The organism is Halomicronema hongdechloris C2206, assembly GCF_002075285.3.
GTDB classification, from domain to species: Bacteria; Cyanobacteriota; Cyanobacteriia; order Phormidesmidales; family Phormidesmidaceae; genus Halomicronema_B; species Halomicronema_B hongdechloris.
Genome location: NZ_CP021983.2, coordinates 3696090 through 3709094, shown reverse-complemented (window position 1 = coordinate 3709094; position 13005 = coordinate 3696090). Strand labels below are relative to the sequence as shown.

Genomic DNA, 13005 nt, shown 5'->3' with positions numbered 1-13005 from the left:
GACAACGGTACTGCACCGACCCTGAGGGATACTTTACGGGATAAAATCGGGCATGAAAACTTTCCATAAAAAGGTGTATCCTACGTGTTTACACTTAGAAGGCGTGACTGTCATCCCGTCTGATTTCCCGTTATCCTGAATTTACCCATGGTTTCGTGTAGCTGTGACCTCTACTGCCCAGTTATCTGCGCTCATTCACGATCCCGAACGCCTGGAAGCCCGTCTTCAGGAGATTCCTCAGGAGCCAGGGGTCTACTTCATGCAGGATGCCCAGGATCAGGTTCTCTATATCGGCAAGTCAAAGAGTTTGCGATCGCGGGTGCGCTCCTATTTCCGCGATCTGAGCCATCATCTGCCCCGCACGGCGATGATGGTGATGCAAGTAGTCGACATCGAGTTCATCGTCACCGATACCGAAGCCGAGGCCCTGGCCCTGGAAGCCAATCTGGTCAAGCAGCATCAGCCTCACTTCAATGTGCTGCTGAAGGATGACAAGAAATATCCCTACCTCTGTATCACCTGGTCGGAAGCCTATCCGCGTCTGTTCATTACCCGGAAGCGTCGCCGGGGCAAGGGTCAAGATCGCTACTATGGTCCCTACGTGGATGTGGGGCTCTTGCGCAGAACCCTAGCCCTGGTGAAGCGCATCTTTCCCTTGCGACAGCGGCCTCAGCCGTTGTTTAAGGACCGTCCCTGTCTCAACTACGACATTGGCCGCTGCCCCGGTGTCTGCCAGCAACTGATTACCTCGCAGGAGTACCATCGCACCGTACAGCGGGTAGCCATGGTATTTCAGGGGCGGACCCAAGAGCTGGTCTCTATGTTGACCCAGCAGATGGAGAGCGCCGCGGCGGAGCTTAAGTTTGAGCAGGCAGCCCGGTTGCGAGACCAAATTCGGGGGTTAGAGCGCCTCTGTGCCGACCAAAAGGTGGCCCTGCCCGACGACACGGTGTCTCGAGATGCGATCGCATTGGCCGCCGATGCTCACCATGCCTGTGTCCAAATCTTCCAGGTGCGGGCTGGCCGCCTAGTGGGACGGTTAGGCTTTGTGGCCGATATCCACTCAGGTGGCCCCGGTGATATCTTGCAACGGGTGCTGGAAAGTCACTATCAGAGTGTCGATGCCGTGGAAATTCCGGCAGTGATTCTGTGCCAGCATGACCTCCCCGATGGCGAGATTTTGGGCAATTATCTCAGCCAACGCCGGGGCCGTAAGGTCACCCTAGAGGTGCCCCAACGCCAGAGTAAGGCCAGCCTGGTGGAGATGGTAGAGCGCAATGCCCAGTACGAACTAGCCCGTACCCAGCGATTTGCCGATCGCAATGCTCAGGCCCTGCTGGATTTAGCCGAGATGCTGGACTTACCCGATCTGCCCCGTCGCATCGAAGGCTATGACATTTCCCATGTGCAGGGGGCTGATGCCGTGGCCTCCCAAGTGGTGTTCACCGATGGCATGGCGGCTAAGCAACATTACCGTCACTACAAGATCAAAAATCCCGAAGTCAGGGCTGGCCATTCCGATGACTTCGCCAGTCTAGCCGAAGTCATGGGCCGTCGCTTTCGTCGCTATGCCGCTGACCCCCAGAAACCTCGTCTTGGTAATCCTGACTGGCCCGATCTGGTGATGATCGACGGCGGCAAAGGGCAATTGTCTGCGGTGGTGGAGGTGCTACGGCAAATGAATCTACTGTCTGATCTGCGGGTTGTCAGTCTGGCCAAGAAGCGGGAGGAGATCTTTACCCCTGGGGTTTCTACTCCCCTAGACACGGATCCCAATCAGCCGGGAGTACAGCTGCTGCGTCGGCTGCGAGACGAAGCTCACCGCTTTGCTGTCAGTTTTCACCGCCAACAGAGAAGCGATCGCATGCGGCGATCTCGCCTCTCAGACATTCCTGGCTTAGGCCGCCATCGCCAAAAGGAACTCTTGGCTACCTTCCGCTCCATTGACTATATTCGTGAAGCCAGTCCAGCCCAACTCGCCACCGTGCCCGGCATTGGTCCCCAACTGGCCCAGCAAATTTACGACTACTTTCACCCGACGACTTAACACATCATGGCGGCACGGAGCATGACACTCTATTGCCAAATGTTCACTATGAACATTTTCGCAGTCATCATAGGGGCAGCACGACAAGTCGCATCATGATCACGCCACGCCATATTCTGTCCAACCTCAGGCACCTCGACAGAGGAGATCTGATCACCAGTGCCCGCTACCGGGAACAGGCCTACAGGGTCTTAGCCGATCCCAGAGTGAATCCGGCGATCAAAGAGGCCATCGTCGATCGGCTCTACCAGGCTGACCACTTACTCGCCCTCTGTAAGGTTGAGACTGACGAGAGCTATTAAGCTCGGACCAACGAATTCTACAGATAGACGAATGCTATAGATAACTGTTTAGAGGCGATTTAGAGGCGATCGGGATCACCTCCCAGTTGCCGTAGTTGCTCAGCCAGGCGCTCAGCCCGTTGGCGTTCTTGTTCGGCCCGTTGGTGTTCTTGTTCGGCCCGTTGGTGTTCTTGTTCGGCCCGTTGGCGTTCTTGTTCAGTCTGTTCTGCGTCTGTTGGTAACCAATGGTTGTCCTGGTCGTACCAACGTAACCACAATCCTTCTGTCCCTTGGAAGCGTCCCTGCCAGAGTCCCAACCCTAGCCCCATGTCCTCCAGCCAGTGGCGTGGCTGGGGTAGCTCTAGCTCTCGATAGCGAAATCCCTCGAGTCTAAATACCCGCAGCTGATTGTGGTAACGGTCGTAGACCACGTAGTAGGGAATTCGCAAAAATTGCTCATAGACTTCCCATTTGGTGGGCGGTTGATTGATCTCTCGTAGGGTTTGACCCAGATCTTCGGCTTCGGTCCCTGGGGAGAGCAGTTCCATGACAATGCTAGGACTGCGGCCTTCCTGCCAAATCACATAGCTCCACCGCAGGATCTCTTGGCGAGCCGCGCGGGAAACACCGAGGGTGACAAACCAGTCGGGACGCTTGTACCAGCGAGGATGGTGAGGATCGTAGTAGAGATTTAAGTCACAGGCGGTAAATACCTGGTCTAGGGGCCAGTTGGCCGGACGACAGGTCTGGCTCAGCAGATCTGCCTGGAGGCGGTGGAACTCATCCGGCAATCCCGGCTCTCCCGGTAATTCGCTGGGGAGATCATACATGGTGGGGAGTGTTTCGTGGGGCGGTAAGGGAAAATCTTGTAGCTCCATGATGGTGTCCTATTCTCCGTAACGGCTTCTTCTCCGCAACGACTTCCCCTGGGTAACAATTCCCGGCATGATGACCCTAGCTGAGCTGTCTACCGGTGACTCTTGGTTTCCATGGTAATCCTAATTCTGAGTCTGATTAGCTTCGCCGTGAGTTGGCGACTGGTGGCGATGATGCGCCACTGGTTTAGGGCGCAACTGCTCGATGTTCCCAATGACCGCAGTTCCCATCGAACCCCCACTCCCCGCGGTGGCGGCTTGGGATTTATGCTCGCCTTTATCCTGACCAGTTTGGCGGCCCTGGCCCGATCTGATTTTCCGGTTACTCTCCCAGGGCTTCTGCAAATCGGAGCCGTTCTGCTGCCTCTAGCTCTGATTGGGTTTCTGGACGACTGGTATACGATATCTGCCCGCAGTCGCTATGGCGTTCATCTCCTGGCAGCTGTCCTGGCCATCTACAGTTTTGGTCCCTTTCCTCAGCCCTGGTTGACGCCCTGGGGTTTACTTGGTCAGACCCTGGCCATCGGATTGACGATTCTAGGCATGACGGCCTTGGTAAATTTCACCAATTTCATGGATGGCCTGGATGGTCTGGTCGCCAGTGTCAGCGCTGTCCAGTTTGCCTTTCTGGCGCTGTATCTGAATCAGCCGGTGTGGTGGCTATTGGTGGCAGCCCTGGTGGGCTTTCTGCGCTGGAATTGGTCGCCAGCGGCCATATTTATGGGGGATGTGGGCAGTACCGTCTTGGGGGGAGCCTGTGCGATCGCATTGTTGCAAGCGCCCAGCCTTGACCTAGCCTGGAGGGCCCTGGCCATTACCCTGCCGATCACTGCAGATGCCATCTATACCCTCTGTCGTCGGCTGTGGCGCCGAGAGAATATTTTCCAGGCCCATCGGTTTCACCTCTATCAGCGCCTGAAGCAGCGAGGCTGGTCCCATGGCCAGGTTGCCGCAACCTATGGAGGCCTCACTGGTGCGATCGCACTATTGATTTACAGCCTGCCAGGCTGGGGCAGCTTACTGAGCCTAGGCCTAAGCTTCGCCGCTATCGCCCTAGGCGAATGGCATTTATCCCAACAACAAGACCCACGCACCTCCCTACAGGGGTAATCGTCATGGTAGCTATCCCGAGATAGTCAGGGGACTCGGTAGGGGAGTAAGCTTAGCCATGAAACTATTTCAGCGAGTCGGGGGCAGTCGTGGTCACTAAACGTCTTCAGTTTCCCTCCGTATATCGACTGGGACAGCTATGTTTAGACGGTACGGTTGCCTGGTTGGCCTGTAGTCTGGCATTTTTGCTCCGGTTTGAGGCCGATATCCCCAGCAGCCACGACGATCTGGCCTGGGTGTTACCCCTAGTCGCAATTCCGGGGCGTCTGGCGATTCAGGCGGGCTTTGGCACCTATCAGCAAATCTGGCGCCTATTTGGCTTCAAGGATGCCCTGACCCTCTTCAACGGCATCACCTTTTACTCCTTATTGGTCTTAGTGGTGACTCGATTGTTGCTGCCCCGCGTTATTGCCGTGCCGGGTATTCCCTTGGGCGTGAGTACCATCGATTGGTGTTTTTGCCTCATGGGTATGGGGGCGCTGCGCTACTGCCGCCGCTGGTCCCTACGACGCCGACGACCGAGGCAATGTCTGGAATCGGGAGCATCCCGACGGGTATTACTGGTGGGGGCCGGGTTTGCCGGGGCTCAGATGGTGCTGGAATCTCGCCAGAATCGCAGCCTGCAGATCGAGGTGGTCGGGTTTATCGATGATGATCCCACCAAACAGGGTCGTAAGGTAGAAGGGGTTAAGGTCTTAGGAGATACCTCTCGATTGGTCTCCATTGCTAGGGGCCTACAGGTAGAGCAAATCATTTTATCGATGCCCTCGGCCCCGGCTGCCAGACTGCGGCAATTGGTGCATCAAGTGAATCGCAGCGGCCTCACTCTCAAGACCCTACCAGGGCCAGCTGAGATCCTCCAGGATAAACAGTTGATTCCCCAGGCTCGAGATCTCCAAATCACCGATATTCTGGGGCGCCCTGAGGTGTATCTCAATTTTTCGGAGCAGCTATGCCCCCCGATTCCCTCAGCCCATGACCAGGTGCACGGTCAGGTTGTTCTAGTCACCGGCGCCGGAGGCACCATCGGCTCAGAGCTGTGTCGTCAGTTGGCGCGGCTACGGCCCAAGTTGCTGTTATTGCTGGGGCGAGGGGAAAACAGCATTTTCCACATCGAGCGGGAACTGCGGGCAGATTTCCCTGAGCTGGCCCTGGCCCCGATCATTGCCGATATTCGGCATCACCACCGCATGGCCAGCGTCTTCCACACCTGGCGGCCTGATTTAGTGTTTCATGCCGCAGCTCACAAGCATGTGCCCTTGATGCAGGCCAACCCCACCGAAGCCATCGATAATAATGCGATCGCATCGGCCCGATTAGCCCAATTATCCAGCCAATTCGGGATAAAGACCTTCGTATTGATTTCCACCGACAAGGCGGTGACTCCCTCCAACTTCATGGGACTCAGCAAGCGCCTAGCGGAATTGTTGCTGCAGGCCTATGCCACCCATAGCCCGACTCGGTTTCTGACGGTGCGGTTCGGCAATGTACTGGGTAGTCGGGGCAGCGTAGTGCCCCTATTTAAAGAACAAATCGCTCGGGGCGGACCGGTGACCGTCACCCATCCCAAGATGACGCGCTACTTCATGACCATTCCCGAGGCGTCTCGCCTGGTGGTTCAGAGTCTGGCGGTGGGAGAATCGGGCCAAATTTTGGTCCTGGATATGGGAAATCCGGTCAAGATTGTAGACCTAGCCGTGCAGATGATTCATCTGGCTGGCTGTATCCCCGATGTCGATATTCCCATTCAATTTGTCGGTCTGAGGCCGGGAGAAAAACTCCATGAAGCCTTGGTCAATCCCCATGAGTGCCTGACCACCACAGACCATCCCAAAATTATGGTGGTTAAGAATGGTATGGCAGATTATCAGGCCCAGGGGGTACTGCGGGAACTCCAGGCCTTGGTCGCTGCCAAGGAAGGGCAAGAACAGGCACTGTGGCAGGCCTGTCAGCGTTGTTTGCTGCAATTGGAGCAGGGCATGCAGCCATGGGTCATCTCCCCGTCCCAATAGAGACACGACGCCTCCTGCCCTTATCGTGTCTCTCTCAACGAGAGGATTTCATTGATAGCGTGTCTAAACGGTTGTTGGCGATGGTGGTCGGGGTCACTCTGGGAATCCTGCCCTGGGCAGTATTCCCCGGTTTGGCGGGGCTCTTGATGGTGTTATTGGTGGGAGTCGCCTGGCAGTGGCAGGCCGTGGTGGCGGCGCTGTACCGTCAGGGCTGGCTGGGGCTGGGGGGCTTGCTGCTGCTCAGTTCGGCTCTGGCCGTGCATCGCCAAGAAGCCTGGCTACAGCTGGTCCATTTCTTACCGTTTTTCGTCCTCTGGGGGGTAATCGTGCAGGTGATCACCATGACTCCGCGACCTTGGTTGTGGCTAGAGCGCTGGGCCTTAGCCATGACTTGGGGCAGCATCCCCGTGACCACCATTGCCCTGGGGGAGTTTCTGGTCAAGCGCTACACCTCGTTCAGAGATCTCTCGGCCTATCCCCTGCTGGATTGGCTATACATCGGTGAGATCAGTGGTCATCGCATCTATGCCGTGTTCGATAACCCCAATATCTTGGCCAATTATCTGGTAATCGCCTTGGGCATCACCCTGGGCATGCTCTGGCAAACGCTGGATCATTGCCATCGCAGACTGCCTCAACCTGCCTACCGCTTGCCACTGGTTCTGACTAGCCTGATGTTGATTCTGGCGGCTCTGGTGTATGCCGGCTCCCGCAATAGTTATTGGGTGGCCATGGTGCAGCTGTTGTTGGTCGTCATAGCCGCCCGCCGCCAACGCTGGCTACTGTTGATGGGAGGATTAGGGCTAGTTGCGATCGCATCCAGTGCTGTCCTGTTCGGCATCGGCGGGCGTCAACTCAGCTGGGAGCTCCTAGTGGATCCCATTCGCCTGGATCTATGGCGCCTAGCCCTAGAGATGATTACCCAGGCTCCTCTCTGGGGCGTGGGGTTAGGCAACTATAAGTTGCTGTATGTGCCGGGTAGCATTGCCGGCTACAGCTCCTTTGGCCATCCCCATAACCTCTGGCTGATGCTGGCGGCTGAAGTGGGGATCCCGGCCACGGTGCTGTTCACGGGTATCGTGGGTCGCATGTGCTATGGCAGTCTTGCCAGCTGGATCAATCAGGCATACCCTGCCCAGCATCGGGCACTGATTACTGGCTATGGTCTAGCGTTTCTGGGCACTACCCTATTCTCGGGAGCAGACGTCACGCTATTTGACCCCCGGATTAATGCTCTGGGTTGGGTGAGCCTAGCAGTGCTCTATGCAATACCAAGGCTAGGCCACCTCCTGTCCTCTAACTTATCTAAATTAACTTAACTGCTTTGAGACCAAAGTAGAGGCCCAAGGCCAGTCCTGTTGCTGCTGCCAAGAGAATCACAAAGCTAACCGCTGCCATAGATGCTCCTTAGAGTACATCGGTATATTCGTTTCTATTGAATCATGTCACCGCCGCCAAATCCCTGTTGATCTGCAGTGTAGGCTGAAAGATGGCGAGTGAAGGATTCGGCGATGAAGGCTATCATTTCTGTGCCGCTGCCCCAGGCAGCCTACGATATTGTGGTAGCGCCCGCAGGACTCGATCATCTGGGGGCCTGGCTAGCAGCGGCAGAGCCTCCCCTGCTGAAATCAGGGCAGAAAGTCCTGGTGGTCTCTAATCCAACGGTATTCCGCCACTATGGCCAGCGGGTGCTGGACTCTCTGCAGCAGGCCGGCTATCGGGTCAGCCATTGTGTCCTGCCCGCTGGCGAACGCTACAAGACGCTGCGGTCGGTTCAAAAGATCTACGATGCTGCCCTGGCTCACCGGCTAGAACGGGGATCGGCCATGGTGGCCCTAGGGGGTGGTGTCATCGGCGATATGACCGGCTTTGCCGCGGCCACTTGGCTGCGAGGCATCGCCGTGGTGCAGGTGCCGACGTCTCTGCTGGCTATGGTCGATGCCGCCATCGGCGGTAAGACCGGCGTCAACCATCCGCAAGGCAAAAATCTGATCGGCGCCTTTCACCAACCCCGGTTGGTGGTGATCGATCCTGAGGTGCTGAAGACCTTGCCGGCTCGGGAATTCCGGGCAGCCATGGCCGAGATAATCAAATATGGGGTGATTTGGGACGGTGAGTTATTTGAGGGCTTAGAAGCGGCCCAGCGCCTGGATCAGGTGCGCTACCTGCCACCAGAGTTACTGCAGCTGATCTTGCAGCGTTCCTGTCAGGCCAAGGCCGATGTAGTAGCCCAAGATGAGAAGGAAGCGGGACTGCGGGCCATCCTCAACTACGGTCACACCATTGGTCATGCCATCGAAAGCTTGATGCAGTACCGGGGCATCAACCATGGTGAGGCAGTGGCCATCGGTATGGTGGCCGCCGCTGCGATCGCAACTCAGCTGGGCTGGTGGGATCAGGCTGAGGCTGACCGACAACACCAGTTACTAGTGAAGGCGGCCTTGCCCACCCAAATTCCCGCCGGGTTAGCCAGCGATGACATCGTGGCCCTGTTGAGTACCGACAAAAAGGTCCAGGACGGCCGGGTTCGCTTCGTGTTGCCTAAGGGCATCGGCCAGGCAGACACCACCGACGCTGTCAGTGAGCCGTTGATTCGATCGGTGCTCGCGGCCATGGCGGCTTAAGACGCTAGGATAGGACTTTGGCTCTGTTTCTGGTCCTATGCAGACATTCGATCGCCGCAACGACGTAGCAGTCCCCACGCCCCCCTCCTCCCAGCCGCTAACCCGCAGGGCTACGGTCCACCGCCAAACCGGTGAAACCGACGTGACCATCAGCCTTACCATCGATGGCAGCGGCCAGTGTGTGGCCGCCACCGGCATCCCCTTTCTAGACCACATGCTGCATCAGCTGGCCTCCCACGGCCTATTCGACCTGGAAGTACGGGCCAGCGGCGATTTAGACATTGACGATCACCACACCAATGAAGATGTCGGCATTACCCTGGGCATGGCTTTTAAACAGGCCCTAGGCGATCGCAAGGGCATTGTCCGCTTCGGCCACTTTCTCGCCCCCCTGGACGAAGCCCTGATTCAGGTGGCGCTGGATTTCTCTGGCCGGCCTCATCTCAGCTATGGTCTGGACATTCCCACCCAGCGAGTCGGCAGCTACGATACGCAGCTGGTGCGAGAGTTTTTCGTGGCCGTGGTTAACCACAGCCAGATGACCCTGCACATTCGCCAACTGGATGGCCTCAATTCTCACCACATCATTGAGGCCACCTTCAAGGCCTTCGCCCGCTCCCTGCGCATGGCCGCTGAAGTCGATCCCCGCCGCGCCGATCAAATTCCCAGTTCCAAAGGGGTACTTTAAGCTTCACCGCCGATTGGCAGGCATAGTGCAGACGCCTCTCCTCCCCAGACGGTGACCGTAATCACTCGGGCTTCCAGCGGCCGAGCCTGTCCTGGTGCCGTCCCCGTGCCAGGATTCACCGCGTAGGCTGGGAAACAGGCGGCACTGAGACTCAGCCGCAGGGCATGACCGGCTGGGATAGACACAGAGACGGGGTGTAACGGCAACTCCCTAACCTGCCGCTGAGATGTCTCGAAACGGCCATAGCCCTGGGTTAGATGCATCACTCGACTATCGGGATAGACTTGAGAGACCACGGCACAGAGGTCAAAGCTGGGGGCATCGGCGGCACAGGTGACCTTGAGCCTGCCCTGGCCCAGCAGCTGCATCGCCTCTAGCAGGGGCTCGGTGGTGTAAGTTAACACATCACTGCGGCAGTCAATGACGGCTCGATCGAAGGGACCGGCGGGGACGCTGGCATGGCCGCCCAGAGACGGAACCGGTCGCCAAGGATCATGGACCAAAATGTCTTCTGCTAGTGGGGGGACTTCCCCATGGTCAGGAACGTGCGATGGCCCTGCAGGGCCGGTCTTTGACCATCGCAACTGGCCATCGTCTTGCCGCACACTGGCTAGCCCCGTACTAACCCAACGGTACTGCCGCTCCCGGGCCAGAGGCCAACCTTGGCAGCCTCGCCAGCGATTACTCCCCATTTCAAATAGGTTCACCGGTGAGTCCTGCAGCAGCCCACTATCCTCTCCCTTCAGCCAGTGATCGAACCAACGCAACTGCAGCCGGTCGATGGGACTCTCCGCCGCCGGGCCCAAGTCGAGGGCCCCGACCCGACGGCTCCAAGGGATATGGCCCCAGGGACCAATCCAGAGGTGCTGGAGATGGCCACTGCGGGCCACCATCTCTCGGTATAGCCGCAGATTTCCCCGCAGATAGGGATCAAACCATCCCCCCACGTGGAGCATGGGGAGATCAACATCCTTGAGATGCGGCTGTAGTGCTTGCCAGTAATCATCCCGTTGGCGATGGGCCAGCCACTCATGGAAGAATGACTCTGGAGCCAACTCCGCCAACACTTGGGGACAGGCGGGCCTAGCCTTAGTCAGAGGCAGATCATGGGCCGCCGCATAGAGCCGCTGATAGTCAGCTTCCCTGCCCTGTAAGCGAGCAGTGTCAGCCGCTAGTTGCAGGGCCCAACTCAACCCCACTTGCAACAATAACGCCCCATTTTCATAGGCCCAGTCGCGATATAAGTCATAGCCAACCATCGCTGGAGCCAATGCCTTCAAGGCCGGGGGGCGAGCTGCCGCCGCATAGAGTTGAGTCATGCCCTGGTAGGAAAATCCATACATGCCGACGCGGCCATTGCTCTGGGGCAAATTAGCCGCCCACTCTACCGTCTCCAGACCATCCCGACCTTCGTGGGCAAAGAGGCGGAAGTCACCAGTTGATGTCCCCCGGCCCCGCACATCTTGAATCACCACGATATAGCCATGGCCGGCGTACCAGCTGGGATGGCCATAGACCACCGTAGAGGCAATGGCGCGGCCATAGGGTTGTCGCATCAACAAGACCGGGAAGGGACCTGCTGCCAGCGGATAATAAACATCCGCATCGAGGCGACACCCGTCGGAGGTCTGTAAGGACATCGTGATCGGAGCAGCAGTCTGGTATCTGTCAGCGGTCATGGGTTGACATTACTATTGCAGGCACGGATTGCAGGTATTGTCTCACCCTCTCTTGGCCTAAGCCCCTGGCTGCGACGGGCTAGTCGCCATCGAGCAGGGCATCTCAAAGCTCTCTCCTATCCAGTAGGTTGACCTCAGGCCAATGCCTAGACTCGCCCCCGCCCTCTGGGAAGACAGCCTGCCTATGCCGAAGGCGATCCCAGAGAGTGGTCACCCTCAGACTCATCGAAGCGCTACCCTGAGTAAATCAGGGTGCACAGTTAGGACCTTGCCTCGTGACGGATCACTTTCCTTCCCCAATCGCCATTCGAAATCTGATTCTGCCGACTCCCAGAGGATACGAGACCACCGATCTAACCATGGCCCAGGGACGAATTATGGCCTTGGGAAAGCACATTCCTACCGCCGCGACTTGGATCGATGGCACTGGTAAATTAGGGCTGCCTGGGTTAGTCAACGCCCATACCCATTCCCCAGAAATGTGGTATCGGGGCCTGATTCCGCCTTTGCCTTTGGAACTCTGGCTCAATATCCTCTACCAACTGCCGCCCTTAACCCCCGAGCAAGTTTACTTGAGTGCGTTGTGGACGGCTGCAGAGACCCTGTTATCAGGGGGAACGACGGTGGTGGATCACCTGATCTTGACGCCAGGACAAGAGTTAGAAACCATTGCCGCGGCAGTGAGAGCCTATCGGGAGACCGGCATTCGCGCCTTTGTGGGACCATTAGTACAAGATCGCCCGTTTAAGGAGGGGGTTCCCGGCGGCACAGGGGTCTCGGCTCCAGGGGAGGTGATGGATACTAAGGCTGTCTTGGCACTCTTACAGGCTGCGGTTGACCAATTCCATTGCCCCGCGGAAGGTATCTATATCATGGTGGCGCCTACGGGCTTTCAACAGGTATCGGATGCTCTCTTCGAGGGCTGTTGTGCCCTCAGTGAACGGCACCAGCTGCGACGCCATACCCATCTGCTAGAAACCAAGGCTCAATCCCTACTGGCCCAAGAGAAATATGGTGGTAGTGCCGTTGCCCACCTCAATGAGCTTGGGTTCCTGGGAGCCCAAACGTCTCTAGCCCATGGAGTTTGGCTGCAGGAGGACGACTGGTCTATTCTGGCTAGAACTCAGTCTACGGTAGTTCATAATCCCCTGAGTAACTTGCGCCTAGGCAGTGGCATCGCTCCGATTCTGGCCTACCGACAAGCAGGGGTGAATGTGGCCATTGGCTGCGATGGGGCCTGTAGTAACGATGGCCAGGACTTGCTAGAGGCGGTTAAGCTGGGAGCATTGCTGCACAACACGACAACCTTTGAGTACCGTCACTGGCTCACCCCTTACAATGCAATTGACATGGCAGCCTTGGGAGGGGCTAAGGGATTAGCGATGGCGGACCAGCTGGGTACATTGGCGGTAGGTAAGCAGGCCGATCTGGTGCTGTACGACTTGAATCAAGCGTCCCTGCTTCCTCACACAGATCCCTTAGGGCTGCTAGTGAGGGGACGCCCCAGCCAGGTAGTCCACAGTGCTTGGGTCAGCGGCCGCCAAGTGATTGCCCAGGGGCAGTTAACCACCATCGACTTAACCACATTACATCAGGCGTTGCGAGACCAGGCTCCTGCTTTGATCAGGCCAGTCGCGACGGTCGAGCCTGCCCTAGAGGCTCAATATCGAGCGGTGATGGGATTGTAGT

General features: G+C 57.4%; 11 protein-coding genes. 8 read left to right on the top strand and 3 right to left on the bottom strand.

Annotated features, from left to right (window positions below; translation table 11 throughout):
* The first annotated feature begins 163 nt into the window (after positions 1 to 163).
* A complete protein-coding gene (uvrC, locus tag XM38_RS16825; protein WP_088430476.1) occupies positions 164 to 2047 on the top strand; it encodes an excinuclease ABC subunit UvrC in 1884 nt (627 codons plus the stop codon).
* 95 nt (positions 2048 to 2142) lie between these two features.
* A complete protein-coding gene (locus XM38_RS16820) occupies positions 2143 to 2349 on the top strand; it encodes a hypothetical protein (RefSeq protein ID WP_080806659.1) in 207 nt (68 codons plus the stop codon).
* Positions 2350 to 2408: 59 nt separating this feature from the next.
* On the opposite strand, the gene XM38_RS16815 is transcribed toward XM38_RS16820, so the two are convergent.
* Positions 2409 to 3206 (bottom strand): Uma2 family endonuclease, encoded by a 798-nt coding sequence (locus XM38_RS16815; protein ID WP_080806661.1) that lies wholly within the window; start codon positions 3204 to 3206, stop codon positions 2409 to 2411.
* A 111-nt stretch (positions 3207 to 3317) separates the two neighbouring features.
* Between XM38_RS16815 and XM38_RS16810 the strand changes: the two genes are divergently transcribed.
* The 3 genes from XM38_RS16810 (at position 3318) to XM38_RS16800 (ending at position 7644) form a co-directional block, all read left to right on the top strand.
* Positions 3318 to 4313: an MraY family glycosyltransferase gene (locus tag XM38_RS16810; protein WP_080806664.1), complete on the top strand. Its 996-nt coding sequence runs from the start codon at positions 3318 to 3320 to the stop codon at positions 4311 to 4313.
* A gap of 89 nt (positions 4314 to 4402) precedes the next feature.
* Positions 4403 to 6325, top strand: coding sequence for a polysaccharide biosynthesis protein (locus XM38_RS16805; RefSeq protein ID WP_080806666.1), 1923 nt, complete (start codon positions 4403 to 4405; stop codon positions 6323 to 6325).
* 59 nt (positions 6326 to 6384) lie between these two features.
* Positions 6385 to 7644: an O-antigen ligase family protein gene (locus tag XM38_RS16800; RefSeq protein ID WP_187329443.1), complete on the top strand. Its 1260-nt coding sequence runs from the start codon at positions 6385 to 6387 to the stop codon at positions 7642 to 7644.
* On the opposite strand, the gene petL is transcribed toward XM38_RS16800, so the two are convergent.
* Entirely contained in the window at positions 7631 to 7723 is a 93-nt protein-coding gene (gene petL / locus XM38_RS16795) for a cytochrome b6-f complex subunit PetL (protein WP_080806669.1), read from the bottom strand. The genes XM38_RS16800 and petL overlap by 14 nt on opposite strands.
* A 113-nt stretch (positions 7724 to 7836) precedes the next feature.
* Between petL and aroB the strand changes: the two genes are divergently transcribed.
* Together aroB and hisB are read left to right on the top strand one after the other, a co-directional pair.
* Positions 7837 to 8949: a 3-dehydroquinate synthase gene (gene aroB / locus XM38_RS16790; protein WP_080806671.1), complete on the top strand. Its 1113-nt coding sequence runs from the start codon at positions 7837 to 7839 to the stop codon at positions 8947 to 8949.
* Between the two features lie 37 nt (positions 8950 to 8986).
* Positions 8987 to 9637: an imidazoleglycerol-phosphate dehydratase HisB gene (gene hisB / locus XM38_RS16785; RefSeq protein WP_088430474.1), complete on the top strand. Its 651-nt coding sequence runs from the start codon at positions 8987 to 8989 to the stop codon at positions 9635 to 9637.
* On the opposite strand, the gene XM38_RS16780 is transcribed toward hisB, so the two are convergent.
* Complete coding sequence (locus XM38_RS16780) at positions 9634 to 11277, bottom strand: CocE/NonD family hydrolase (protein ID WP_225889338.1); 1644 nt, start codon at positions 11275 to 11277, stop codon at positions 9634 to 9636. The genes hisB and XM38_RS16780 overlap by 4 nt on opposite strands.
* A 314-nt stretch (positions 11278 to 11591) precedes the next feature.
* On the opposite strand from XM38_RS16780, the gene XM38_RS16775 reads away from it, so the two are divergent.
* Positions 11592 to 13004 carry an amidohydrolase gene (locus XM38_RS16775; RefSeq protein ID WP_225889337.1) on the top strand — a complete coding sequence of 471 codons (1413 nt, stop codon included), beginning with the start codon at positions 11592 to 11594 and terminating at the stop codon, positions 13002 to 13004.
* The last annotated feature ends 1 nt before the right edge of the window (position 13005 follow it).